The sequence below is a fragment of the Deinococcus depolymerans genome (genome assembly GCF_039522025.1).
GTDB lineage: Bacteria > Deinococcota > Deinococci > Deinococcales > Deinococcaceae > Deinococcus > Deinococcus depolymerans.
Genome location: NZ_BAAADB010000030.1, coordinates 1 through 24,634 on the forward strand (window position 1 = coordinate 1; position 24,634 = coordinate 24,634).

20 protein-coding genes are annotated in these 24,634 nt (G+C 69.2%); 9 read left to right on the plus strand and 11 right to left on the minus strand.

Going from position 1 to position 24,634, the window contains the following annotated elements; translation table 11 throughout:
• Window positions 1-262: hypothetical protein (locus ABDZ66_RS14590; RefSeq protein ID WP_343760346.1), on the minus strand; the 262-nt coding region annotated here is incomplete at its 3' end.
• A gap of 409 nt (window positions 263-671) precedes the next feature.
• On the opposite strand from ABDZ66_RS14590, the gene ABDZ66_RS14595 reads away from it, so the two are divergent.
• The 6 genes from ABDZ66_RS14595 (at window position 672) to ABDZ66_RS14620 (ending at window position 8,245) form a co-directional block, all read left to right on the plus strand.
• Window positions 672-2,438 carry an ABC transporter substrate-binding protein gene (locus ABDZ66_RS14595; RefSeq protein WP_343760351.1) on the plus strand — a complete coding sequence of 589 codons (1,767 nt, stop codon included), beginning with the start codon at window positions 672-674 and terminating at the stop codon, window positions 2,436-2,438.
• Between the two features lie 87 nt (window positions 2,439-2,525).
• Window positions 2,526-3,509 (plus strand): ABC transporter permease, encoded by a 984-nt coding sequence (locus tag ABDZ66_RS14600; protein WP_343760355.1) that lies wholly within the window; start codon window positions 2,526-2,528, stop codon window positions 3,507-3,509.
• A 5-nt stretch (window positions 3,510-3,514) separates the two neighbouring features.
• A complete protein-coding gene (locus tag ABDZ66_RS14605) occupies window positions 3,515-4,648 on the plus strand; it encodes an ABC transporter permease (RefSeq protein ID WP_343760359.1) in 1,134 nt (377 codons plus the stop codon).
• 118 nt (window positions 4,649-4,766) lie between these two features.
• Window positions 4,767-5,810: an ABC transporter ATP-binding protein gene (locus tag ABDZ66_RS14610; RefSeq protein WP_343760362.1), complete on the plus strand. Its 1,044-nt coding sequence runs from the start codon at window positions 4,767-4,769 to the stop codon at window positions 5,808-5,810.
• Window positions 5,807-6,823, plus strand: coding sequence for an ABC transporter ATP-binding protein (locus ABDZ66_RS14615; protein ID WP_343760365.1), 1,017 nt, complete (start codon window positions 5,807-5,809; stop codon window positions 6,821-6,823). Before ABDZ66_RS14610 ends, ABDZ66_RS14615 begins: the two co-directional genes overlap by 4 nt.
• 129 nt (window positions 6,824-6,952) lie before the next feature.
• The gene (locus tag ABDZ66_RS14620) at window positions 6,953-8,245 is read left to right on the plus strand and encodes a DUF4139 domain-containing protein (protein ID WP_343760368.1); all 1,293 of its coding nucleotides are present in this window, start codon (window positions 6,953-6,955) and stop codon (window positions 8,243-8,245) included.
• Between the two features lie 342 nt (window positions 8,246-8,587).
• On the opposite strand, the gene ABDZ66_RS14625 is transcribed toward ABDZ66_RS14620, so the two are convergent.
• The 3 genes from ABDZ66_RS14625 to ABDZ66_RS14635 all read right to left on the minus strand — a co-directional run bounded on the left by ABDZ66_RS14625 (window position 8,588) and on the right by ABDZ66_RS14635 (window position 14,217).
• Window positions 8,588-9,328, minus strand: a complete 741-nt coding sequence (locus tag ABDZ66_RS14625; protein ID WP_343760370.1) for a methylenetetrahydrofolate reductase — start codon at window positions 9,326-9,328, stop codon at window positions 8,588-8,590.
• Entirely contained in the window at window positions 9,325-13,065 is a 3,741-nt protein-coding gene (gene metH / locus ABDZ66_RS14630; RefSeq protein WP_343760372.1) for a methionine synthase, read from the minus strand. The genes ABDZ66_RS14625 and metH overlap by 4 nt, the downstream gene beginning before the upstream one ends.
• A gap of 303 nt (window positions 13,066-13,368) precedes the next feature.
• The gene (locus ABDZ66_RS14635; protein WP_343760375.1) at window positions 13,369-14,217 is read right to left on the minus strand and encodes a prephenate dehydratase; all 849 of its coding nucleotides are present in this window, start codon (window positions 14,215-14,217) and stop codon (window positions 13,369-13,371) included.
• A gap of 81 nt (window positions 14,218-14,298) precedes the next feature.
• Here ABDZ66_RS14635 and ABDZ66_RS14640 point away from each other — a divergent pair, with 81 nt between their 5' ends.
• The gene (locus ABDZ66_RS14640) at window positions 14,299-15,705 is read left to right on the plus strand and encodes an amidase family protein (RefSeq protein ID WP_343761051.1); all 1,407 of its coding nucleotides are present in this window, start codon (window positions 14,299-14,301) and stop codon (window positions 15,703-15,705) included.
• A gap of 112 nt (window positions 15,706-15,817) precedes the next feature.
• Here ABDZ66_RS14640 and ABDZ66_RS14645 read toward each other — a convergent pair whose 3' ends face one another.
• Complete coding sequence (locus ABDZ66_RS14645) at window positions 15,818-16,411, minus strand: septum site-determining protein MinC (protein ID WP_486187837.1); 594 nt, start codon at window positions 16,409-16,411, stop codon at window positions 15,818-15,820.
• A gap of 260 nt (window positions 16,412-16,671) precedes the next feature.
• Here ABDZ66_RS14645 and ABDZ66_RS14650 point away from each other — a divergent pair, with 260 nt between their 5' ends.
• Both ABDZ66_RS14650 and ABDZ66_RS14655 read left to right on the plus strand, forming a co-directional pair.
• Window positions 16,672-17,052 (plus strand): S1 RNA-binding domain-containing protein, encoded by a 381-nt coding sequence (locus ABDZ66_RS14650; RefSeq protein ID WP_055362658.1) that lies wholly within the window; start codon window positions 16,672-16,674, stop codon window positions 17,050-17,052.
• A gap of 145 nt (window positions 17,053-17,197) precedes the next feature.
• Entirely contained in the window at window positions 17,198-18,508 is a 1,311-nt protein-coding gene (locus tag ABDZ66_RS14655; RefSeq protein WP_343760390.1) for a S1C family serine protease, read from the plus strand.
• 73 nt (window positions 18,509-18,581) lie between these two features.
• On the opposite strand, the gene ABDZ66_RS14660 is transcribed toward ABDZ66_RS14655, so the two are convergent.
• The 6 genes from ABDZ66_RS14660 to ABDZ66_RS14685 all read right to left on the minus strand — a co-directional run bounded on the left by ABDZ66_RS14660 (window position 18,582) and on the right by ABDZ66_RS14685 (window position 24,604).
• Window positions 18,582-18,863 carry a hypothetical protein gene (locus ABDZ66_RS14660; protein WP_343760393.1) on the minus strand — a complete coding sequence of 94 codons (282 nt, stop codon included), beginning with the start codon at window positions 18,861-18,863 and terminating at the stop codon, window positions 18,582-18,584.
• A 64-nt stretch (window positions 18,864-18,927) separates the two neighbouring features.
• Window positions 18,928-19,731, minus strand: coding sequence for a [LysW]-aminoadipate kinase (locus ABDZ66_RS14665; protein WP_343760395.1), 804 nt, complete (start codon window positions 19,729-19,731; stop codon window positions 18,928-18,930).
• A gap of 73 nt (window positions 19,732-19,804) precedes the next feature.
• Entirely contained in the window at window positions 19,805-20,128 is a 324-nt protein-coding gene (locus tag ABDZ66_RS14670; RefSeq protein WP_343760397.1) for a DUF1294 domain-containing protein, read from the minus strand.
• A gap of 54 nt (window positions 20,129-20,182) precedes the next feature.
• On the minus strand, window positions 20,183-21,178 hold the full coding sequence (gene ispH / locus ABDZ66_RS14675; protein WP_343760401.1) for a 4-hydroxy-3-methylbut-2-enyl diphosphate reductase: 996 nt from the start codon (window positions 21,176-21,178) through the stop codon (window positions 20,183-20,185).
• Between the two features lie 112 nt (window positions 21,179-21,290).
• Window positions 21,291-22,805, minus strand: coding sequence for a phospholipase D-like domain-containing protein (locus tag ABDZ66_RS14680; protein ID WP_343760407.1), 1,515 nt, complete (start codon window positions 22,803-22,805; stop codon window positions 21,291-21,293).
• A 125-nt stretch (window positions 22,806-22,930) separates the two neighbouring features.
• The gene (locus ABDZ66_RS14685; protein ID WP_343760409.1) at window positions 22,931-24,604 is read right to left on the minus strand and encodes a glycerol-3-phosphate acyltransferase; all 1,674 of its coding nucleotides are present in this window, start codon (window positions 24,602-24,604) and stop codon (window positions 22,931-22,933) included.
• Window positions 24,605-24,634 lie beyond the last annotated feature (30 nt).

Below are 24,634 nucleotides of genomic sequence, written 5' to 3' on the forward strand. Positions count from 1 at the left end.
CGCACAACGGCAGGCAGCTCAGAATGCTGAAAAGTACGTCCTGACCGGGATGGAGCAGGACGGACTCCTGCTTAAGGCCGCGTGACACGACATCGGCAGGGAAGTGGAAACTCTTGATCCGAGCGGATGCGACTCGTAGAGCTGCTTCGCAGAGCAGGAGAAAAACGGGTTCCGGGCGTGGAGCTGGCAATCCGGTGAACTTCCGGATTGTCGGCGAAACAGACGGAATCCGTATGAACTGGTCCATCCGGGTTCTTTTCATGAGTCCCGCCGGCGTTCGGGGATGCGGGACGTGGTCTGTGCGGCTGCCGGGCCACCTGACCTGCCGCTCATCCGGGTAGCCCGGGGTGAATGAATATTCAGCGGGACCGCCCCGCCGGGTGACCGGGTCCGGCGCACGGGTATGTCAGGCGTGGGTCAGGCGGGCTGAGCCGCGTGAGAAGACCTGTTTACAGGTGAAACATTCCCCGCATCGCTGGGCGGTGACTGAAAGGTAAATTAAGAGTGTCTACCCGGGTACATGAAAAAAATGACGTCGGGTTTGTGTTTTTCTTGACCTGAACTAGGCCAGTCCATATATTGACCTCGCTGGAAACCCATTCAACCCAACGCGACGACCACGGCCCCCCAGCCGGATCGTTGCTGTTTTCCAGAACCACCCGGAGGAACCCATGAAGAAAGTCCTGACCCTTGCCCTTGCCCTGACGGTCGGTAGCGCCGCCGCCCAGACCGCCTTCGTCTGGCCCGCCGCCTGGACCGGCGAGCAGAACACCGCCAACAAGCGTGGCGGCGAACTGCGCCTGTCCGCCATCAGCGACTTCAAGACCATGAACCCCTTCACCAGCTCCGAGGCGGACAGCATTCCCACCCGCATGGGCACCGGCAGCGGCCTCTTCACCCAGGACCCCCGCAACGACGAGTTCATTCCCTACATGGCCGCCGGCCCCGCCGTGGTCAGCAACAACAACAAGCGCTTCGTGGTCAAGATCCGCCAGGGCATGAAGTTCAGCGACGGTCAGGCCATCACCGCCGACGACTGGGTCACCACCCACAAGATCCACACCGACGACAAGGTCGGCAGCAACAGCCGCGACACCTTCTTCCTGATCGGCAAGCCCATCACGGTCAAGAAGCTCGACACCTACACCCTGCAGTTCGACTTCCCCCAGCCCAGCGCCAGCGCCCTGAGCATCCTGAGCTACACCCCCTGGCCTGACCACGTGTTCGGCAAGGCCTACCGCGAAGGTGGCGCCGACGCCATCCGCAAGATGTGGGGCCTGGCCACCCCGGCCAGCCAGATCGTCACGCCCGGCATGTGGGTGCTCGACAGCTACCGCGCCGGCGAGCGCACCGTGTTCAAGAAGAACACCTACTGGGGCGACTGGAACAAGGACAGCCGCGGTCAGGAACTGCCCTACCTGAACAACCTCTCCGTGCGCATCGTCGCCGACGCCAACGCCTCGCTCGCCGCGTTCCTGGCCGGCCAGATCGACACGGTCCCCATGCGCAACGCCGACGACCTCGCCCAGACCAAGAAGGCCATCGACGCCGGCAACCTCAAGGCCTTCCTGAAGGCCAACGTGAGCCCCCAGGCCACCAGCCAGTGGATCACCTTCAACTGGAACAAGGCCAGCGACCCCGCCAAGCAGAAGCTGTTCCGTGACGTGCGCTTCCGCCGCGCCATGAGCCACATCGCCAACCGTCAGGCCATGGTGCAGCTCGCCCTGGGCGGCCTGGGCAGCGAGACGTACTTCAGCACCTACCCGATCTTCAAGCAGCAGATCGAAGCGGGCCTCGCCGCCGGCGCCCCCACCTACAAGTACAACCTCGCCGAGGCCAGCCGCCTGCTCGGCCAGCTCGGGTACACCAAGAAGAACGCCCAGGGTTACCTGGTCGACAAGGCCGGCAAGGTCCTCGAATTCAACCTGAGCACCAACGCCGGCAACACCGTCCGCGAGCAGCTCGGCCGCATCTTCACCGACGAGGCCAAGAAGGTCGGCGTGAAGGTCAACTTCACCCCCATCGACTTCAACTCCCTGGTCGGCCAGCTGACCTCCAAGGGCGAGAACCGTCCCTTCGACGCCATCCTGCTGGGCCTGTCCGGCGGCAGCAACATCTGGAGCTTCGGCAGCAACGTCGTGCCCTGCGGCACCAACCTGCACTCCTACAACAACCCCACCGACGGCAAGTGCGCCACCAGCCAGGAACAGCTGATGACCAAGCTGTACTACCAAGGCGACGCCGAACTGAACGACGCCAAGCGCCGCGCCATCGGCGGGCAGCTCATGAAGGTCGAGGGCGAACTGCAGCCCGTCATCTACCTCGTGGGCGGCAACTACCACGTGGCGTACAACGAGCGTCTCGGCGGCGAGTTCACGCCCAGCATGATGGACGCCTACTACGGTCACCGCTTCCAGGCCCTGACCTTCATCAAGTAAGGCCCGGAGTTCTTCCCTGCTCCCACCGGGGGGTGGTCCGCCCGCGCGGACTGCCCCCCACACCCATGACGCCCACGGAGTACCCGCATGATCCCATTCCTGCTGCGCCGCGTAGTGCAGTCCATTCCCACCCTGTTCCTGGCCAGCCTGCTGATCTTCTTCGTGATCCAGCTCGCCCCCGGTGACTTCCTGACCCCCGCCAAACTCAACCCGAACATCAGCCCCGAGCAGCTCGCCGCCCTGGAACGCAACTTCGGCCTGGACCGCCACCCTGTCGAGCAGTACCTGCTGTGGATGAAGAACATGATCTTCAACCAGGACTTCGGGCTGTCCTTCCAGTACCAGCAGCCCGTGCTGGACGTCGCCGTCCCCCGCGTCCTGAACTCGCTGTGGCTGGTGCTGCTGAACCTGATCTTCTTCTACGCCATCGCCATTCCGCTGGGCGTGTTCGGCGCGGTGCGGCAGAACTCGCTGGGCGACAAGGCCGTGAACGTGGTCCTGTACTTCCTGCTGGGGTTCCCCAGCTTCTTCCTGGCATTGATCGTCATCTACTTCATCCTGCAGATCCGCAACGCGACCGGCTGGGACATTCCCATCAACGGCATGACCAGCAACGACTTCGACACCATGGCCCCGCTGGAAAAGGTCTGGGACGTCCTCAAGCACCTGCTGATCCCCGCGCTGGTCCTGGCGATCAGTGACGCCGCCGGCCTGACCCGCGTCATCCGCGGCCTGATGCTGGAAGTCATGCGCTCGGACTACATCCGCACCGCACGCGCCAAGGGTGTCAGCGAACACAGCGCCATCTGGAAGCACACCTTCCGCAACGCCATCCTGCCCATCGTGGCCAGCATCGGCGGCCTGCTGCCGGCCGCCATCAGCGGCGCCGGCCTGACCGAGGTCGTGTTCGCGTACCCCGGCATCACGCCCATGATCTTGGACGCCATCAACGCGCAGGACCTCTACCTGATCGCCGGTTTCACGGTGCTGGGCACCGTCCTGCTGGTCATCGGCAACGCCCTGAGCGACATTCTCCTCGCGGTCGTTGATCCGCGCATCAAGGTCGGGTGACCCGCGTGACCACCGTTCCCACCTCCACCCCCGCCAAGACCTCCGCCCGCTCTCAGTCCCAGCTGTCCGTCGCGTGGGGGCAGTTCCGCAAGAACCGCCTCGCGCAGGTCGGCGGAACGATGATCATCCTGCTGTACCTGATGGCGATCTTCGCGCCGTTCCTGGCACCGGACGGCCTGTCGAACTACTCGACGAGCAACATCACCCGCTTCCACCCCCCCACGCCGCTCCACTTCCGCGACCCGGAAACCGGCGCCCTGGGGCGCCCCTTCGTGTTCAAGTACACCCAGCAGCTGAACATGGACACCTTCGTGAACGAGTTCAAACCCAGCGCCGAGAAGTGCCCCATCTACTTCGGCGTGCGCGGTGACAGCTACCGGCTCCTGGGCCTGATTCCCGGGAACCTGCACCTGTTCGGCACCGGCAAGGAAGACTGCCAGGCGTACCTGTTCGGCGGCGAGGACCTGGGGCGCGACCTGCTCAGCCGCACCCTGTACGCCTCGCAGATCAGCCTGACCATCGGCGTGGCCGCCGTGCTGATCAGCACCGTGATCGGCCTGTTCATGGGGGCCATGGCCGCCTACTTCGGCGGCATCGTGGACACCCTGATCATGCGTCTCGTCGAGGTGCTGGCCTCCATTCCCACGCTGTTCCTGCTGATCCTGCTGCGCTCGGTGTTCCCCAAGGAGATCAACCCCATCTTCGCGCTGTACGTGATCCTGGGCATTCTGGCCTTCATCAACTGGGGCGGCCTGGCCCGCGTCACCCGCGGGCAGCTGCTCAGCGTGCGTGAACAGGACTTCGTGTCGGCCGCCAAGAGCCTGGGCGCCAGCGACAACCGCATCATGATCCGGCACATGCTGCCCACCATGACCACCTACGTCATCGTGACCACCTCGCTCGCCATTCCCGCCACCATCCTCACCGAGTCCGGCCTGAGCTTCCTGGGCATCGGCGCGGTGGAACCCTACGCCTCCTGGGGCAGCCTGCTCAAGCAGGCGCAGGACGGCGGCCTGAGCAGCCTGAACTCCCGCCCGTGGGTGCTGATTCCCGGGTTCTTCATCGTGTTCACCGTCATGTGCTTCCAGCTACTCGGCGACGGCCTGCGCGACGCCTTCGACCCCAAAAAGCGCTCCTGAGCTGGCCCGGGCGCGCCGCCCCGTGTGGCCGGATTCCCTGGCCGCACCCACCCATCAGCCCGAACCCCGCATCCCTGAACGGTTGTATGATGCGCTACGTGTTTAAATCGGAGGAACCATGACCCATCAGGGTGAAGTCCTGCTGGCCGTGAACGGTCTCAAGACGTACTTCAGTACCGACGACGGTGTCGTCAAGAGCGTGGACGGCGTGACCTTCCACATCAACAAGGGCGAGACGCTGGCCGTCGTCGGCGAGTCCGGCTCGGGCAAGAGCGTCACCAGCCTGTCCGTCATGCGCCTGATTCCCACGCCGCCCGGCAAGATCGTCGAGGGCGAGATTCTGTTCACCGGCAAGGACGGCGTGCAGAAGGACATCGTGAAGATGAGCGAAGCCGAGATGCGCAAGATCCGCGGCAACGACATCAGCATGATCTTCCAGGAACCCATGACCAGCCTCAACCCGGTCTACACCGTCGGCGACCAGATCGCCGAGGCGGTCATGCTGCACCAGGGCAAGAACAAGAAAGAGGCCATGGGCGTCGCCACCGACATGCTGAAGTTCGTGGGCATCCCCGCCCCCGAAAAGCGCGTGAACGAATACCCGCACCAGATGTCCGGCGGGATGCGTCAGCGCGTCATGATCGCCATGGCGCTGTCGTGCAACCCCGCCCTGCTGATCGCCGACGAGCCCACCACCGCGCTCGACGTGACCATCCAGGCGCAGATCCTGGACCTGATGCGCAAACTGCAGAAGGACATCGGCATGAGCATCCTGTTCATCACGCACAACCTGGGCGTCGTGGCCGAGATGGCCGACCGCGTCGTCGTGATGTACGGCGGCCGCGTGGTCGAGGAAGGCGACGTCATCGAGATCTTCAAGGCGCCCCGCCACCCCTACACCATGGGCCTGCTCAACTCCATCCCACGCCCCGGCGAGGCGCACGAACCCGGCCAGCCCAAGGGCCGCCTGGAAGCCATTCCCGGCAACGTCCCCAACCCGCTGAACCTGCCGCCCGGCTGCGCCTTCGAGCCGCGCTGCAAGTTCGCCGTTCCCGACTGCACCAAAGCCGTCCCGGCCCTCGAGGACACCGGGCACGGCCACATGGCCCGTTGCATCCGCTGGCGTGACTTCGCGCAGGCCCAGACCGAGGTGACTGCATGACCGCCACCACCGCACAGACCCGCCGCACCATGCCCGCCACGGGCGACACGCTGCTCGAAGTCAACAACCTCGAGAAGTACTTCCCCATCCGCGGGGGCCTGCTCTCCCGCGTCGTCGGGAACGTCAAGGCCGTCAACGACGTGTCCTTCAAGATCGGCCGCGGCGAAGTGGTCGGCCTCGTGGGCGAATCCGGTTCCGGCAAGACCACCGCCGGCCGCGCCATCCTGCGCCTGATCGAACCGACCGGCGGCCAGGTGCTGTTCAACGGCACCGACATCACCAAGCTGTCCAAGGGGCAGATGCGTGACTACCGCCGCGAGATGCAGATCATCTTCCAGGATCCCTTCGCCAGCCTGAACCCCCGCATGACCGTCAGCGACATCATCGGCGAGGCCATGCAGATCCACAACCTGCACCCCGGCAAGGGCCGCATCGACCGCATCGCCGAACTGCTGCAGAAGGTCGGCCTGCGCCCCGAGCACATGCGCCGCTACCCGCACGAGTTCTCCGGCGGCCAGCGCCAGCGCATCGGGATCGCCCGCGCCCTCGCCGTGGACCCCGCGTTCATCGTGGCCGACGAGCCCGTCTCGGCGCTCGACGTGTCGATCCAGGCGCAGGTCGTGAACCTGCTGCAGGACCTGCAGGAAGAACTGGGCCTGACCGTGCTGTTCATCGCGCACGACCTCGCGGTCGTGGAGTACATCTGCGACCGGATCATCGTGATGTACCTGGGCCGCGTCATGGAGATCGCGCCCAGCCGCCAGCTGAACACCAACCCCAAGCACCCGTACACCGAGGCGCTCCTCTCGGCCGCGCCCGTGCCGGACCCCACCATCAAGCGCCAGCGCATCATCCTGGAAGGCGACATTCCCAGCCCGATCAACCCGCCCAGCGGTTGCGTGTTCCGCACCCGTTGCCGCTACGCGATCGCGGACTGCGCGAACATCGTCCCGGAACTGCGTGAAGTCAGCCCCGGCCACTTCAAGGCCTGCATCCGCGACGACATCCTGTAAGCGCCGCGCAGCACACCCGTCCGCGCAGAACGGACAGCCCGCCAACCCCACCGGGAAGGCGGGTTTTTCTGTTCCTATTCTGACGGGCACTCTCACATCTCATAATGAGTGCCGGGTCACCATGCAGGCATGACCAAAGCGTTCCCGGCCGTCCTGCCCACCCTCGCCGCCCTCGCCCTCGGGAGCGCCGGCGCCACCGACCTGCGCATCTACCCCAGCTTCACCGAGGTCCGCCAGCCCGTCACGGCCACCGGCACCAGCCTGAACGTCACGCTGCCCCAGTCCGCCTGGGAAAGCGTGCTGCCCGGCAGCCTCGACCTCGAAGGACTGCCGTTCAGCAGCGCCGCCCAGACCCTCCAGAGCAACTGGCTGAGCAGCCTCGAAGGCCAGACCGTGTTCCTGCGCCGCGGCGACACCACCGAACCCGTCACCCTCGTGCGCGCCCGCGACCTGCTCGTCCGGGACGCCCAGGGCCGCTTCTTCAACGTCCGCTTCGAGGACCTGTCCTTCAGCGCCGCGCCCCCCCTGAACCCCCAGAGCCCCAGCCAGACCCTGACCTACACCCTGCCCCGCGCCGGAACCGGCACCCTGACGTACCTGACCCGCGCCGTCAGCTGGAGCCCCCGCTACACCCTGAACGCCAGCACCGCCGGCGCGAACCTGAACGCCCTGGCCGACCTGCGCAACAGCACCGACCTCGCCTACGACGTGCAGAACACCGAACTGTACGCCGGAGACGTCACCGTGCAGGCCAACCCGCAGGCCGAGGCTGGATTCGCCGCCGACATGGTCATGCGCGCCGTCCCCTCCGCGGTCGCCCCCGCCCCCAAGATCCAGACCCAGGGTGAACTGCGCGGCCTGACCCGCTACGACCTGACCACGCCCTTCACGCTGCCCGCCAACTCCGTCATCACCCTGCCGTTCCTCACGCCCAAACTCAGCCGATTCGAACGTTACGCCGGCCTGAACACCTACTTCGGCACCGACACCCGCACCGGCACCCTCAACCGCTCGTACCGCCTGGAAGCCGACCAGCGCCTCCCCGCCGGCCCCCTCACCGTCCGCGAGGACGGCCGCCTCGTCGGCCAGACCACCCTTCCCGACACCCGCAAGGGCGGCACCATCGAACTGAGCCTCGGCGAGGACCCCGACATCGAGTACACCCGCACCGTCCAGCAGACCGCGCAGGTGAAAGACGCCAAGGGCAACGTCACCAAGACCACCTACCGCGTCACCTACGCCCTGGAAAGCAGCAAGGACCGCGCCGTCCGCGCCGAGGTCACCGAACGCATCGGCGGGCGCGTGATCATCATCGACACCGGCACCCCCGTCCGCAACCAGGGCGCCGCCAACCTGCGCGTGGACGTGCCCGCCAACGGCAAGGTCAGCAAGAGCTTCACCGTCGTGATCGACAACAGCTGAAGCCTTAGCGGAGTCTGGACCTTCGGGGTGTTCCTCGGGGGTCCTTTTCGTTGGCGGCCCCACCCCCCAGCCCCCTACCCCAGAGGGGCAGGGGGGGCTTACGTTGGCACTGGGCAAGAGTTTTGATTGGCGCGGCGTGTTTGTGTCGGGCGGTGACGTGTCCGGCTTCGACGCCATCCTCCGCCCCCTTCGCAGGCCCGCGCGCTGCGCGCACGACGGCCGGTGGCAGTCGGCGGTCAGGTGAGCGGTGGGACGCTTCGCGTCGCTGATCGACTTTCTTTGAGCCTTGCTCCTCCCCCTTGAGGGGGGAGGCCGGGTGGGGGTGGTTCACAGCCCACTCGTTCAGAGGATGCCGCCCAGGTACTCCAGCACGTTCACCTTCACGGGCATGAAGTACGCGTGCTGCTCCCGCTGACGGGCGAAGGCCAGGAGGTCACGGGCGAACGCGCGGTTGCAGTCCAGGGTGGGCGTGAACGTCCGGGGGAACACCGCGTGGTTCCGGGCACGCCAGTAGTTGAAACTGGCCTCCGTGAGGATGCTCGTCGCGCCCCACCACACGTCCGTGCCGTCCGGCAGGAGGTCCGCCCAGGTGTCCAGCAGGCGCAGGTCGAAGAACGGCTGCGTGAAGAACCCGGCCGCGCCCGCGTCCAGCTTGCGCTCCAGGTAATCACGTTCGCGCACGAACGACTGCCGGTAAGGGTCCAGCCCCGCGTACACGCGCAGGTGCGGCGCGTCGCGGTTCAGGCGGCGGATCAGGTCCACGGCGTCCTGGTCGTACACCCGCGCGCTCATGTCGATCGGGGCGTCCCCGGTCACGACGAGCACCTCGCGGATACCCTGCGCCTCCAGCAGCGGCAGGAACGGCAGCGGCTCACGCGGGTTGAAGTCCACGGCCCGCAGGTGCGGAATCGCCGCGAACCCCGGCCGGGCGAAGCCACACCCCACCCAGGACCGCAGCGAGTACCGCGTCAGGTCCGGCACGTTCACGGTATCCACGCCGCTCAACGCGCCCGCCACCTCCGCGATCTCCGCACGCAGACCCGAACGGGACCGCGGCACCAGCTCCACGGACACGCGGGTCACTGGCCGCCTCCGGCGGCAGTCGATGGTTGATGGGTGACGGTTGATCGGTGTTGTCTTTCAACCATCAACTGTTCACCATCAACACCCGCAGGGTCGTACGCGAGGATCGGCCCCAGCCAGCGTTCGGTCTCCTCGATGCTCTGGCCCTTGCGGCGGGCGTAGTCCAGGGTCTGGTCGCGGCCGATGCGACCCACGGCGAGGTAGCGGGCCTCGGGGTGCGCGAAGTACAGGCCGGACACGGCGGCGGCGGGCCACATGGCGCAGGATTCCGTGAGTTCCAGGCCGATCTCGGCGGCGTTCAGCAGGGCGAACAGGGTGCGTTTCTCGGTGTGGTCGGGCTGCGCGGGGTAGCCGGGTGCCGGGCGGATGCCCTGGTAGCGCTCGCGGATCAGGTCGTCGTTCCCCAGCGTTTCCTCGGGCGCGTACCCCCAGTGCCGCACGCGGACGTCCCGGTGGAGTTTCTCCGCGAAGGCCTCGGCCAGCCGGTCGGCGATCGCCTTGACCAGAATGGCGTTGTAATCGTCGTGCTGCGCCTCGAAGGCGGCCGCGAGCTCCTCCGCGCCGTGAATCGCCACCGCGAACGCGCCGATGTGATCCCCGTCCGGCAGGATGAAGTCCGCCAGCGCCGCGTTCGGCGTGGCCTGGTCGCGCTGCTGGCGCAGGGTGTGGAGGCGCGCGGCAGGCGGATGGCTGATCGCGGATGGCTGCCCACCTGCCATCTGCCATCTGCTATCTGCTGCAACCACGATGTCGTCCCCGTCGCGCGTGGCGGGCCACAGGCCGATCACGCCGCGTGCCGTCAGGAGGTTCTCGTCGATCACGCGGCGCAGCAGCTCCTGCGCGTCGGCGAACAACTTGCGGGCTTCCTCGCCGCGCAGGGGGTCGGTGAGGATGTTCGGGTAGATGCCCTTCATCTCCCAGGCGATGAAGAACGGTGTCCAGTCGATGAAGTCCAGCAGCTCGGCGATGGGCTGCTCGATGATCTGACGGCCCGGTTCGCGCGGGGCGGGGGCAGGGGTGGGGGAGACCTGGGGTGCGCGGGCGCGGGCCTCCCCGATGGGAATGAGGCGCACCTGCCGCCCGCCGTGCCGTTCGCGCAGCGCGTCGTACTCCTCGCGCACGCGGTCCTGCACGCCTGCCGGGTCGGCCAGCAGGTCGGCGGTGGTCGTCACGGCGCGGCTGGCGTCCAGCACGTGCACCACGGGGCCTGGGTAGGCGGGGTCGATCTTCACGGCGGTGTGCGCGCGGCTGGTGGTGGCCCCGCCGATCAGCAGGGGCAGGGTCAGGCCGCGTCGGGTCATCTCGCGGGCCACGGTGACCATCTCGTCCAGGCTGGGGGTGATCAGGCCGCTCAGGCCGATGACGTCCGCGCCGATCCGCTCGGCCTCGTCGAGGATCCTCTCGGTGGGGACCATCACGCCCAGGTCCGTGACCTGATAGCCGTTGCAGGCCAGCACCACCCCGACGATGTTCTTGCCGATGTCGTGCACGTCGCCCTTCACGGTCGCCAGCAGGACCTTGCCCTTGCCGCCGGCCTCCTGCTTCTCGGCCTCCATGTACGGCGTGAGGTACGCCACGGCGCGTTTCATCACGCGGGCGGACTTCACGACCTGCGGCAGGAACATCTTCCCGGCCCCGAACAGGTCGCCGACGACGTTCATGCCGTCCATCAGCGGCCCCTCGATGACCTTCAGCGGCGACCCGAGTTCCTGGTATGCCTCCTCGGCGTCCGCGTCGACGAAGTCCGCGATGCCCTGCACGAGCGCGTGCTTCAGGCGCTCCTGCACCGGCAGGTCCCGCCAGGGGCTGCCCGCGCCGACCTCACGCTTCACGCCCTTGTAGCGGTCGGCGAGTTCCAGCAGGCGTTCGGTGGCATCACTGCGGCGGGCCAGGATCACGTCCTCCACGGCGTCGCGCAGCTCGGGTTCGATGTCCTCGTACACGGCGAGCATCCCGGCGTTCACGATGCCCATGTCCAGCCCCGCACGGATCGCGTGGTACAGGAACACCGCGTGCATCGCCTCGCGCACGTGGTTGTTGCCCCGGAAGGAGAACGACACGTTGCTGATCCCGCCCGACACCAGCGCGCCCGGCAGGTTCGCCTTGATCCAGCGGGTCGCCTCGATGAAGTCGATGGCGTAGCGGTCGTGCTCCTCGATGCCGGTCGCGACCGTCAGGACGTTCGGGTCGAAGATGATGTCCTGAGGCGGGAAGCCCACCTGTTCGGTCAGCAGTCGGTAGGCGCGGGAGGTGATCTCGATGCGCCGCGCGAGGTTGTCCGCCTGCCCCTGCTCGTCGAAGGCCATCACGACCGCCGCCGCGCCGTAGCGCCGCAGCAGGCGGGCGCGTTCCAGGAACTTCGCCTCGCCGTCCTTCAGCGAGATCGAGTTCACGACCGCCTTGCCCTGCACGCGCTTGAGGCCCGCCTCCAGGATCTCCCACTTGGAGCTGTCGAGCATCAGCGGCACGCGGCTGATGTCGGGCTCCCCGGCCAGGAGGTTCAGGAACTTCACCATGGCGGCCTCGCCGTCCAGCATGCCCTCGTCGAAGTTCACGTCCACGATCTGCGCGCCGTTCTCGACCTGCTGCCGCGCGATCTTCAGGCCCGCGTCGAAATCCCCGGCCAGGATCGCCTTGGCGAACCTGGGGCTGCCGGTCACGTTGGTGCGCTCGCCGACGTTCACGAAGTTCAGTTCCGGCGTGACGTTCAGCGGCTCCAGGCCGCTCAGGCGCAGCACGGCAGGCTGCTCGGGGGCGGTGCGTGGTGTGATCCCGCGCACCGCCTCGGCAATCGCGCGGATGTGCTCGGGTGTGGTGCCGCAGCACCCACCCACGATGTTCACGAGGCCCTCGCGGGCGAAGTCGGCCAGCACGCTCGCCGTGTGCTCCGGCGTCTCGTCGTACTCGCCGAAGGCGTTCGGCAGACCGGCGTTCGGGTGGACGGACACCAGCGCGTCCGTGTTCGCGGCGATCTCGCGCAGGTGCGGGCGCAGCAGGTCGGCGCCCAGCGCGCAGTTCAGGCCCAGGCTGAACAGGTTCGCGTGACTGGTGCTGATCGCGAAGGCCTCCGGCGTCTGCCCGCTCAGCGTGCGCCCGGAGGCGTCCGTGATCGTGCCGGACAGCATGACCGGCAGGGTCTTGCCGGTGCGGGCGAAGGCCTCCTCACAGGCGAACAGCGCCGCCTTGGCGTTCAGCGTGTCGAACACCGTCTCCAGCAGCAGCAGGTCCGCGCCACCCGCGATCAGGCCCTCGGCGGCCTCCGTGTACGCCGCGACCAGATCGTCGTAGGTCACGTTGCGGAACTCCGGGCGTTCCACGTCCGGCGAGAGGGTCGCCGTGCGGTTCGTCGGGCCGATGCTCCCGGCCACCCAGCGGGGCCGCCCGTCGCGGGCCGTGAACCCGTCGGCCACCTCGCGGGCCAGCCGGGCGCCCTGCACGTTCATCTCGTAGGCCATGGCTTCCGTGCCGTAGTCCGCCTGACTGATCGTCGTGGAGTTGAAGGTGTTCGTGCTGGCGATGTCCGCGCCCGCCTCGAAGTACGCGCGGTGCACGGCGCGGATCACGTCGGGCTTCGTCAGTTGCAGCAGGTCGAAGTTCCCCCGGTACATCCGCAGCGGGTCCGCCCCGTCCCACCTGAAATCGGCCTCGGTCAGCCCGGCCTGCTGGAGCTGCGTGCCCCACGCCCCGTCCAGAATCAAGATCCGCTTGCGCGCCTCGGCGCGAATATCCGTGCTCATGGTCCACCCCTGTCTCAAAACAGAGGCCGCCCGGCGGCGGCCTCGAAAGTCGTTTCACGCGCGAATGCTGCGCCGCTCCTGGGCCATCGTCCCCGCTCGCGCCATCGTCGGCGCACCCACGCAGGTCTTCTCTGAAAGCACCGCTGCCGCAATGAGGGCCGGTTGCCACGCCATCACAGGGCAGAAAATTCCCTCCGGCGACTCTGGATGACCACGCCCGGCGGGCGCGGTTCCCGGCAGGATACCGCACCCCCACCACCGGAAAAGGGGGGTGGGGTGGACAGGCCCACACGCCGGCCGGCGCTACCCGACCGTGCCCTGCGCCGCCGGGTACGACCCGATGATCTTCGCGTAACTCGCCTTGCGCAGCACCCCCGCCAGCGCCTGCGCCACCCGCGGATCACGGGCGTCCCCCTCGATGTCCACGTACATCAGGTAACTCCAGGCGCGGTCGCGGCGCGGGCGGCTCTCGATGCGGCTCAGGTTCAGGCCGCGCAGCTCGTTCAGCGTCTCCACCAGGAAGCCCGGCGTGTGCCGCACCGCGAACACCAGACTCGTCTTGTGCGGCGCGTCGCTCGGCGTGGGCTCGGCGCGCGACAGCACCATGAAGCGCGTGAAGTTGTACGGCTCGTCCTCGATCTCGCGTTGCAGCACGTTCAGGCCGTACAGTTCCGCCGCGCGGCTGCTGGCGATCGCCGCGAGGTCCCGCTCGCCGCTCTGCGCGAGGTTCTTGGCGCTGCCGGCCGTGTCGTGCGCCGCGACCGGCTGCCACCCGTGCCGGCGGATCAGGACCGTGCACTGGTCCAGCGCCGGCTGCTGGCTCGCCACGCGCCGGATGTCCTCGAGCGCCACGCCGGGCAGCGCCATCAGGCAGTGAGACACCCTCACCACGACCTCGCCGGACACGTGCAGGTCCGTTTCGGTCAGCACGTCGATCGCCTGGTGAATGGCGCCCATCAGGCTGTTCTCGACCGGCAGCACCCCGAAGTCCGCCTCGCCCGTCTCGACGGCCCGCGCGACCTCATGGAAGGTGGGATACCCGCGCGTCTCCACGTCACGGCCCTCGCCCAGGGCGTTCAGCGCGGCGATCTCACCGTAGGAACCGGGGTTTCCCTGAAAGGCGACGGTCAGGCGGGCAGCGTGGTCACTCATGCGCCCGAGGCTACCGCACCGCGTCCCAACCTACCCTCCGGGCCGATAGACGTGGATACAGTGAAGGGCGTGACCCTGACCATGCCCGACCCGATCCTCGATCTGGACGCCTGCTCCCTGGCCGCCGCGACCCGCCGCGGCGACCTGACCGCCAGCGAGGTGACGCAGACGTACCTGACCCGCCTGCACGCCCTGAACCCGCGCCTGCGGGCCGTCATCACCGTGAACGGGGCCGCGCAGCGTGACGCGGACACCCTGGACGCCCTGCCGGTCGAGCGGCGCGGCCCGCTGCACGGCGTGCCCCTGCTGATCAAGGACAACATCGACGTGGCGGGCCTGCCCACCACCGCCGGCAGCCTGCTGCTGCGCCAGCACGTGCCGGAGCGGGACGCGCCGCTCGTCGCGCGGTTACGCGCGGCCGGCGCCGTGATCCTGGGCAAGGCGAACATGACCGAATGGGCGAACTTCATGACGCTCGGCATGACCAACGGGTACTCCAGCGCCGGCGGTCAGACCGTCAACCCCTGGGAGGACGGACGCGACACGGGCGGCAGCAGCAGCGGCAGCGGCGTGGCCGTCGCCGCGCGCCTGTGCGCCGCCGCGATCGGCACCGAGACCAGCGGCAGCATCGTCAGCCCCGCCCACCAGAACGGCGTGATCGGCCTGAAACCCACCCTGGGCCTCGTGCCCCGCACCGGCATCGTGCCCATCAGCCACAGCCAGGACACCGCCGGACCCATCACCCGCAGCGCCCGCGACGCCGCACTGATCCTGGGCGTGATCGCCGGACCCGACCCGCAGGACGAGGCCAGCCGGCGACTGCCGGTCCCGGACCTGCGCCTGCGCGACGGCGTGCTCGGAGACGCGCACGTCGGCATCATCCGTGACGAACCGCACGTCAGCCCGGCCGAGCAGGCGGCCCTCGCCCACCTGTGCGGGCGACTGGAAACCCTGGGCGTCACCCGGCGCGACGTGACCTTCCCCACCCGTCCGGAACTCACGGCGGGCGGCTGGACCATGGAAGTGCTGGAGTACGAGTTCAAGGGCGACCTGAACGCCTACCTGAGCGGGGTCACGGACGGCCCGCGGTCCCTGCAGGACGTCATTGAGGCGAACGACCGCGACCCGGACCGCCTGCTGCGCTACGGCCAGACCCTGCTGCACGCCGCGCAGGGCACCCGCGGGGACGCCGGCGAACAGAATTACCGCCGCGCCCGCCAGCGAGACCTGGACCTGACGCGCACGCGCGGCTTCGACCAGCTGTTCGCGCGGGGCCTGGACCTGCTGGTCTTCCCGGGCATTCACGGCTGCGGCCTGGCTGCCAAGGCCGGGTATCCCAGCCTCGCGCTGCCCGTCACGCCGCCCGACCAGGACGGCGCACCCGGAGGCGTCCTGCTGGTCGCGCCGGCCGGTCAGGACGGCCGTCTGCTGTCCCTGGCAGCCGCGATCAACCGCGAACTGGGCGGCGTGCGCTTCCCGGCGGTGTAGAGCCCTTCTCCGGATGGAGGCCTCGGAAGTCTGTTTCTCCGAGGCCTCCATTCCCTGCTTCGCCGCTGTGCCAGTCCGTCCGGCCCGTCCACACCCGCCATCCGCCATCCGCCTACTTCTGGGTGTCGATCTGGATGACCCCGCCGTGCAGGCGGGCGATCTCGGCGGTGGGCTGATCGTCCCGGTGGCGCATGTTGCTCAGGCTGCTGCCTTCGGGCGCGCGGGCGACGGCCTCACCGATGCGGATCTGGGTGCTGGCAATCGGCCGCGCCCACACGATGGCGTCCCCGTGCCCGCCGCTGCCGGCATGTGCCACTCCGCGCAGCGCCCCGATCACGATCACGTCGCCGCCCGCCACGATTTCCGCGCCGGGATTCACGTCCCCCAGCACGATCACGCTGCCCGGATACTCCCCCCGGAACCCGGCGCGCAGGGTGTTCGGGACGATCACGGTCCGCGCTGGCGGCAGGGGTGGCCGGGCGGCCTCCGCGGCGGGCGCGGGGGCGGTCACGGTCACGCGCGGCGCACGCACCCGGCCCGGCGTGCCGCCCGCCGCGCGAATCCGGTTCAGCGCGGCTTCCAGCGCCTGCGGGTCGGCGTCGCCCTGCACTTCCAGCGTGACGTTCGTGGCCAGCAGTTCGGCGCGCACGGCCAGCGCCTCGTTCACGGCGTCGGCCGTGTCACCGGGTTCAAGCAGGAGGTTCATGCCGCCAAGCGTGCCGCGCAACTTCATGAGACCCAATCTAGAGCATGTGCGTGGACCGGTCCGTGGGAGCGGCGGGGACCCTGCACGGCACCGGCGCCGGCCACAAGGCGCGGATGGCGTGCAGGCCGCGCCGGGCCACCCCTTCCTGAGAGGCAGGCAGGGGCGTTCCTTCACGCTTGCGGCCGTGAGGTGGGCGGGGGCGGCGCACGGGTGCGGGGGATGGTGTACCATGAGCCTCATGCTTTTCAAGGAGAACACCTTTGGTGCAGCTTGATTCCGGCGCGGTCGTGGAGGGCCGCGTGACGCGCGTGACCGACTTCGGCGCGTTCATTCAGTTCGAGAACGGCGAGACGGGCCTCGTGCACATCTCGCAGATCGCTCACTCGTTCGTGCGCAACATTCACGACCACGTCCGCGAAGGCGAGAACGTGGAAGTGAAGGTTCTCGGACGGGACGAGCGGGGCCGACTCGATCTTTCGATCAAGGAACTGCTCGAGGAGCCCGAGGAGGTGCCCCGCCCCCGCGCCATCGGACGGCAGAGCCCTCAGTTCGAGGCCAAGCTCCGTTCCTTCATGCGTGACGCCAAGGAACGCACCACCGCAGGTGGTGGCAAGAAACCCGCCGGCAAACGCAAGAAGTAACCCGCATCCCGGCCCCCCGCCGGACACCCCGCAGAGGCCGCCCCTGTCCACCCGGACGGGAGGCGGCTTTCGCTGACCGGTCTTCCAGGGAACGCCAGGGCCCTTTTTTAACCGGCCTGTAACCACCTGCCGGCACAATGCGCGCATGAAACGCTCCCTGTCCATGCTGGCCCTGACCGGAACCCTCGCCGTCGGTGGATTGATCGGGTACGAACTGAACGCCCGCACGGCCCCCGCCCCGGTGGTCACGCAGGCCGCGCCGGACGCCAACCTCAGCGCCGGCAGCCGCACGCAGGGCCAGATGGTGCCCGCCGCCAGCAGCACCTACGACGGGGGCCGCGCCCGCACGGAATCCGAGGCGAACACCGTGCAGGTCGTCAAGGACCGCCAGGCCGGCCTGGTGTACGTGAGCGTCAGGGAAAGCAGTGCCAGCAGCGCCCAGGCGCAACTGCGGCAGCGCCTGCAACAGCAGTTGCCGTTCAGTCTCCCCGACGACGGCAGCGGTCAGGCGCAGACCGGCACCGGCAGCGGCTTCTTCGTGACCGGCAGCGGCGACATCATCACCAACAACCACGTCGTGGAGGGTGCCAGCGAGATCACCGTCCGCCTGCACGGCGACAAGACCGAGTACCGGGCGAAAGTGGTGGCCCGCGCCCCGGACTTCGACCTGGCCCTGATCCGCGCCGAGGGCCTGCCCGCCGGGGCCGCCAGACCCATCCCGCTGGGCGACAGCGACAACCTCGACGTGGGCCTGAAAGCCGTCGCGATGGGCGCTCCCTTCGGCCTGGAGTTCAGTGTGTCCGAGGGAATCATCAGCAGCCTGGAACGCCGCGTGCCGGTCGGCACCAGGGGCGTGCAGCAGAGCGTCATCCAGACCGACGCCGCCATCAACCCCGGTAACAGCGGCGGGCCGCTGCTGGACAGCGCCGGGCAGGTCATCGGCGTGAACACCCAGATCCTGACCGGCGGCACCGGCCAGAGCGCCGGGGTGGGCTTCGCGATTCCCGTGAACACCGTCAAGAAACTCCTCCCGCAGCTGCAGGCTGGCAAGGGCGGCGTGATCCAGACCCCCACCCTGGGCGTGCAGTTCACGGACCTGAGCGTCCTGAGCGCCGCGCAGCGTAAACAGGCGGGCCTCCCCGCCCAGGGCGCCCTGATCCAGGAGGTCGCGCCGGACAGCCCCGCCGCCGCCGCCGGACTCCGGGGCGGCACCACCTCGAAGCTGCAACTGGACGGACCGTCCGGCACGCAGGGCAACGCGGACACCCTGAACACCGACGGGGACATCATCACCGCCGTGGACGGCCAGCCCATCAGCGAGGGCGACGACCTGCGCCGCGCCATCATCGGCAAACGCATCGGCGACCGCGTGAACCTCACCGTGCAGCGCGCCGGGAAGACCCGCAGCGTCGACGTGACCCTCAGCGCCTTCAGCTTCCCCACCAGCAACCAGTAAGCGGCGCGTGGACCGGGACGCGGCCCACTCCTGTCATGGGGGTGGGCCGCGCCGGTTCGCTGTCCTGCCTGCGTTACCCGAACAGGGGGCCGAGGTCGGTCATCACGCCGGTCGCCTGGGCGGGCGTGAACACGTACGATCCGAACACCGCGTGGAATTCGTCGTGGGTCAGGTGACGGGTCTGGCCGCTGGGGCCGGTCGCCTGCACCTGTTCGCCACGCGCGGTCAGGCGGTACTCGCCGAGTTCGCGGACGCTGGCTTTCTTGCCGCGCCCGGCGCGGAGCAGGGCGGTCACGCGGTGCTCGCAGCCGCCTTTGACGCTCAGGAATTCCAGGAGTTCGGCCGGGGTCAACATCGGCTGGGAAGCATAGCACCCCCGCCCGCTCAGGCGGGAGAGGGTGCTATGGGAGAAATCCGGTTTACGAGACGACGGTGCCCGCTCCGCCGAGCGCGGCGCTGACGGGTTCCCCGGCGCGGGCGTCGCCGAAGATCACGCGCTTCACGCCGCCCTGCACGGCTTCGGCGGCGCCCAGGACTTTCTTCTTCATGCGGTCCTGCGCGAATTCCAGGTAGGACTCCACGTCGGCGGCGGGAATCTCGCGGATCAGGCTGCTCTCGTCTGGGTAGGCGCGCAGCAGGCCCGGCACGTTCGAGAGCAGCAGCAGCGCGTCGGCTTTCAGGGCGACGGCCAGCGCGGCGGCGGCGCGGTCGCCGTCCACGTTGATGGCCACGCCCTCGTAGGAACTGGCGGGGGGCGTGAGGACCGGCAGGTAGCCCGCGCCGAGCAGCAGGTCGATCAGGCCGGTGTTCACTTTCTCGACGGTGCCGGTGTGGTCGCCGCGCAGGATCTTCGTCTTGCCGTCCTCGACGATCCGGACGGAGTCCTTGTGGCGGCCCTCGAAGATGCGGCCGTCGAGGCCGGACAGGCCGACGGCGTTCACGCCGAGGCGTTGCAGGCGTTCCACGATGCCCTTGTTCATCTTGCCGCAGTACACCATCTCGAAGATTTCGAGGGTCTGGCGGTCCGTGAAGCGACTGGTGTACCCGCTGGGGCTGGTGACGAAGCGGGGGGGGTGGCCCAGGGCCTCGGCGACGCGGTTGGTCTCGCCGCTGCCGCCGTGCACGAGGATCAGTTTCTCTCCGGCTTTCCAGCGCCGGGCGAGGTCCGCGCAGACGGCGTCGTAATCGATTCCGGCGCTTCCGCCGACCTTCACTACTATCATGCCGGGTATCCTAGCGCATGACAGGAATGAAGGTCAAATGATTTTCAATTGATAGGGGGAGGGTGGAGGCGGCTCAGATCCAGACGACCAGCGCCAGCAGCGCCGCCCACGCTGCAGCCCACCACAGGCAGATTCCCCGGAAGACCCGCTGGTACGCCACCTTACGGGTCTTGTGCCGGAAGACCTGCTGCGCCGCCCACGATCCGGCCCAGCCGCCCAGCCGCTCGAAACGGTGCAGCGTCGCCTCCGGCAGGCGGCCCTCGCGGGACTGCGCCAGTTGCTTGTCCCGCCACACCGCCACGAACGCCACCAGCCCCCACACGACCTGCCACGCCACGAAGACCCGGAACAGCGTATCCAGCAGGGCCGGGACGTTCAGCGGCCAGTCACTGCCCACCCGGCCTCCACGCGGCAGGGCCGCCCGTCGCCGCGCCCCGCATGACCGCGCCCCTCACTGCAGGGTGCGGGGCAGCGCCTGCGTGGGCAGGATCTTCTTCGGCTCGCGGAACTCGATGTTCTCCCACTCGCCCTCCTCGATGACCTGCAGCGCCGGGTTCAGCGCCCGGAAGTGCGCCACGACCGCCTGCACCAGATCGTCCGGCGTGCTGGCCGCGCTCGTGATCCCCACCGAGCGTACGCCCGCAAAGTCCACGCCCGCGAGGTCCGCCGCCGTTTCCAGCCGCACGGAACGCCCGCACTCGGCCTCCGCGAGTTCCAGCAGGCGCATGCCGTTGCTGGAATGCGTGCTGGTCAGCACCAGGAACAGGTCCACCTGCGGCGCAATTGATTTCACGGCGTCCTGGCGGTTCTTGGTGGCGTAGCACAGGTCCTCGCTGGGCGGCACCACCAGCGCCGGGAAGCGCCCACGCAGGATCTCCACCGTGCGGCGCGTGTCGTCCACGCTGAGGGTCGTCTGGGTCAGCACCACCAGCTTCTGCGGGTCCGGCACCTGCACCGTGTGCGGGTCGTGCAGGCCCTCGCCGGTCTTGCCGAGCACGCCCACCAGGATGGTGCTGTCCGGCGCCTCGCCCTGCGTGCCGATGACCTCCTGATGCCGGGCGCTGTCCCCGATCAGCAGGATCGTGTAGCCCTCACGGGCGTACTTCTTCGCCTCGGTGTGCACCTTGGTCACCAGCGGGCAGGTCGCGTCGATGGTCGCCAGTCCCAGCGCCCGCGCCCGCTCGCGCACCGCCGGGCTGATGCCGTGCGCGCTGAACACGACCGTCTCGCCCCCCTGCGGAAGGGCGTCCACGCCGTCCAGGTCCTCCACGAAATGCACGCCGTACCCGGCCTGCAGGCGGTCCACGACCGTGTGGTTGTGCACGATGGAGTGGTACACCGTCACCGGTTTCGACTCGGTCTGCGCGGCCTTCTCGACCGCCTGGATCGCCATGACGACCCCCGCGCAGAACCCGCGCGGCTTGGCAAGGTGAAGGCGCTCAACCACGCGCGACCACCGGAGGGACACAGGAGACGGAAGGAACGAACGACGTCATGCCCGACAGTGTAATGCCCGCCTGCCGCGCAGACCGTGCCCCAGCCGGCACCCTGCCGCCCGGTCAGGGGGCGCCCACCGGGATGCGCCCGAGCCACCACTCGGGCGGCACCGACCGGCTCGACGACCGCCACGCCGCCTCGAAGACCTGCGTCTGCTCGGCCACGGCCTGCCCATCCGACGTCGCGAGCGCCGCCTCCGCCAGCCCCCACAGCCCCCACGCGCTGAAATGAAAGTTCATGCTGCCCGCCACGACCACCGACCCGTCCACGACCAGCGCCTTGGTGTGCATGGGGAACGTCGTGTACCGCGCCTCGAAACGGTCCTCCAGCCCGCGCCGCCGCAACTCACGGCGCAGCAACGCCACCGCCGAGCGGTTCGGAACGGCCCCCACCCCGTAGTCCACCAGCAGGAGCCGCACGCGCACGCCCCGCTCCAGCGCCGCGAGGACCGCCCCGAAGTACGGCGGCTGATCCTCCGCCCGGCAGGGATCGGGCCGCAGGAACGCGAACCAGCAGCCCAGCGACGGCCCGAAATCCGCCTGCATCAGGTCCAGTGATGTCCGCGCCGCGCCGATCAGCGCCAGGTGCGCCCGGTCCGCCTGGGACTCCCCGCCGGGCCGCCGGTACAGCAGGAACGCCCGCGCCCCGCCTGCCCGGACGGCCTCCCGCGCCGCCGGCGGGTGGGTCACCGGGTCCGCCTCGCCCCGCACGCACGCGGCGTTCACGGCGTCCGGCGCGACCAGCGGCGGGCAGCGCAACTGCCACGAGTGCCGCCACAGGTCATCGAAGGCCGCCACGCCCGCCTGCGCCACCGGCCCCCGCAGCCGCAGGCCCTGATCCCGCAGCGACCAGGCGCCCGGCACCGGGTCCGGCCCGTCTTCCGGCAGGTGCCAGGGCGAGAAGTTGAAGCCCGCCACCGTCAGGTCCGTTCCGTCGATCACGTGAAGTTTCACGTGACTGTGCGGCAGGAACCGGAAATTCAGGACCGACACCCGCCAGCCCAGGCCCGCGTCTTCCAGCGGCACGCCCAGCACGCGCAGGTCCCGCACCAGCGCCCGCGCCTGCCCGGTGCCGTCCGGGTCCAGCGGGTCCGGGTAGCCGCCCAGCAGTACCCGCACCGCTACGCCCTGCGGGTACTCGCCCGGCGCGGCCCGCACCCGCGCGTGCAGGTCCCGCACAGCCCGCGCGAACGTCCAGCCCGGCATGCCCGGCCCGGCCCGCCACTCCATGGAGGTCAGCAGCACCTCCGAGCGCGCCCCGACCACCTGCTGCGCGATCCGGTCGAAGGCGTCCACCGGCGTGTCCTGGTCACGGGGCGTGCGCAGGAACTCCACGAACGCGTTCCCGCACGACAGGTCCGAGCCGCCCGGCGTGCGTGTCGCCTCCCACAGCGCCCGTTCCAGCCGGTCCACCGGGGCTGCACACGCGCCCGCCGCTGCGGCCGGGGGCCAGCCCGCCACCGCCGCCGGCCGCGCCGGTCCCAGCCACAGCGGCAGCTCGGCCGCCCGTCCCCCGGCCCCGAGGAAGGCCAGCAGGACCAGCCCCCGCCGCCACACCCTCCCCCCGGCACGCCGCATCTGCCCCGCAGCATAGGGCGCGGCCCGCCCGGTTTCCTGCCGACCTGCAGGCCCGCGCCTCCATCAATCGTTCAGGGACGGCCCATGCAGGAGGGGCCGGCCCCCCCAGGCCGGAACGCGGCCGGTCAGTCGACAACCTCGAAGCCCAGTTTCGCGGCCTGATCCACGAAGAAGTTGATGTTCTCGGTCAGCGTCTGCGGCCCCAGGCTCTTGCGCCAGTGCTCGCCGGTCGCGGCGATGATCAGCGTCTCGGCCAGGCAGGCGGGCACCTGACCCTCCCCGAACTGCAGGTCGATGTTGCTGGTCATGCCGCCGGGGGGCCGCACCACGCCGCCGGGAATGACGCGCACGCCGGGAATGGCGGCCACGCTCTCGTCCACGTCGGCGGGGCGGCCCTCGTCGAAGATCCACGCGCCGCTCTTCACGTGCTGCGGGAAGATCACGGGGTTCGGGTCGCTGGTCGCCGTGAAGATCAGGTCCGCTTCCTTCAGGGTGTCGTAACTGGTCGTCGTGACGATCTCGGTGTCCTTCGACGCGCGGCGCAGCGTGGCGGCGCTGCGGTCCAGGCGTTCCAGGTCACGGCCCACCATGATGACTTTGCCCACCTGCGGCGCGATGGTCCGCGCGATGCCGAACGCGACCACGCCGTTGGCCCCCACCACGGCCGCCGTCGCCCGTTTCAGGTCGCGGCCCTCGGCGGCGAAGTGCGCCAGGATGCCCGGAATGGCCGCCTTGATGGTCCCGGACGTGTACGCGCCGCCGTTCGTGATGGTGATGTCCGGCACGGCGGCCTGCACGTCCACACCCTTGTTGCCCACCACGGACCAGAACGCGCCCAGCCCGAACACCTCCGCGCCCAGTTCCTGCGCGAGCCGCGCGCCCTCGATGGCGCGGCGCGTGGCGAGCTCCGGGTTGTCACGGAACACGTCCGGCAGCAGCGGACTGGACAGCAGGTAACAGCGGATGCTCTTGCCGTCCGTGGTGCGGATGCCCTGCAACTCCCCGACCTTCATGGGCCGCAGGCTCTCGGCCATCTGCCGCACGCCCGCCTCGCTGATCAGCCCCTTTTCCACCAGGGGACGCAGCCACGCGAAGCGCCGCGCACTCCAGAAGTTCTCCAGGGTCATGGGGTGAATCATGAACGCCGCGACCACCTCGTCCTGCCGGCGTCCCGCCAGCGGCACCGCCTCGCCCAGGCGCGGCTCGGTGCCGTCCAGCATGCGGCCCAGGTTCTCCTTGAAACGCCAGCCGGCCGCGACCAGCAGCGCCAGCGCCCCCAGTTTCGCGGCCGGACCGAGCGGCAGGCCCGCGACGGCCAGCGCGAAGGCCAGCAGCCCTGCCAGGGTCGCGGCCGTCACGTACCCCCAGAAGCCCGCCACGCCCGCGTACACCACGACCGGCAGGGCCGCCACCCACAGCGGCGCGGCGCCCGTCACGGCCAGTCCCGCCATGACGCCCAGCAGGACCAGGTTCCCGCGGCCGCGCGGCGGCGTCTGCCCGTACAGCGCCCGCGGCGGATTCAGGTGCCCCAGGTACGCGGCGAGGCCCGACAGGACCGTCACCTCGGGCGCGCCCAGGCTGGAGGCCATCAGGACAGCCAGGAATCCCTTGGTGGCGTCCAGCGCGGCGGTCGCGGCGGCCAGACCCGGCCCGACCCGGTACAGGACGTTCTCGACCCCCAGGTTGTGCGCGTTCGTGACGCGCACGTTCACGCCCGAGCGCGACAGGACCGCGTGCCCGATCGGGACACTGCCCACCAGGAACGCCACGAGCAACAGCAGGGCCGACAGAAACAACATGCCGGTCATTCTAGAGCAGAGCCCGCATCC

Coding starts and splice junctions, on each gene's coding strand:
- ABDZ66_RS14595 (WP_343760351.1), top strand. CDS start 672: ATGAAGAAAGTCCTGACCCTTGCCCTTGCCCTGACGGTCGGTAGCGCC.
- ABDZ66_RS14600 (WP_343760355.1), top strand. CDS start 2,526: ATGATCCCATTCCTGCTGCGCCGCGTAGTGCAGTCCATTCCCACCCTG.
- ABDZ66_RS14610 (WP_343760362.1), top strand. CDS start 4,767: ATGACCCATCAGGGTGAAGTCCTGCTGGCCGTGAACGGTCTCAAGACG.
- ABDZ66_RS14615 (WP_343760365.1), top strand. CDS start 5,807: ATGACCGCCACCACCGCACAGACCCGCCGCACCATGCCCGCCACGGGC.
- ABDZ66_RS14620 (WP_343760368.1), top strand. CDS start 6,953: ATGACCAAAGCGTTCCCGGCCGTCCTGCCCACCCTCGCCGCCCTCGCC.
- metH (WP_343760372.1), bottom strand. CDS start 13,065: ATGAGCACGGATATTCGCGCCGAGGCGCGCAAGCGGATCTTGATTCTG.
- ABDZ66_RS14635 (WP_343760375.1), bottom strand. CDS start 14,217: ATGAGTGACCACGCTGCCCGCCTGACCGTCGCCTTTCAGGGAAACCCC.
- ABDZ66_RS14640 (WP_343761051.1), top strand. CDS start 14,299: ATGCCCGACCCGATCCTCGATCTGGACGCCTGCTCCCTGGCCGCCGCG.
- ABDZ66_RS14645 (WP_486187837.1), bottom strand. CDS start 16,411: ATGAACCTCCTGCTTGAACCCGGTGACACGGCCGACGCCGTGAACGAG.
- ABDZ66_RS14655 (WP_343760390.1), top strand. CDS start 17,198: ATGAAACGCTCCCTGTCCATGCTGGCCCTGACCGGAACCCTCGCCGTC.
- ABDZ66_RS14660 (WP_343760393.1), bottom strand. CDS start 18,863: ATGTTGACCCCGGCCGAACTCCTGGAATTCCTGAGCGTCAAAGGCGGC.
- ABDZ66_RS14665 (WP_343760395.1), bottom strand. CDS start 19,731: ATGATAGTAGTGAAGGTCGGCGGAAGCGCCGGAATCGATTACGACGCC.
- ABDZ66_RS14680 (WP_343760407.1), bottom strand. CDS start 22,805: ATGCGGCGTGCCGGGGGGAGGGTGTGGCGGCGGGGGCTGGTCCTGCTG.
- ABDZ66_RS14685 (WP_343760409.1), bottom strand. CDS start 24,604: ATGTTGTTTCTGTCGGCCCTGCTGTTGCTCGTGGCGTTCCTGGTGGGC.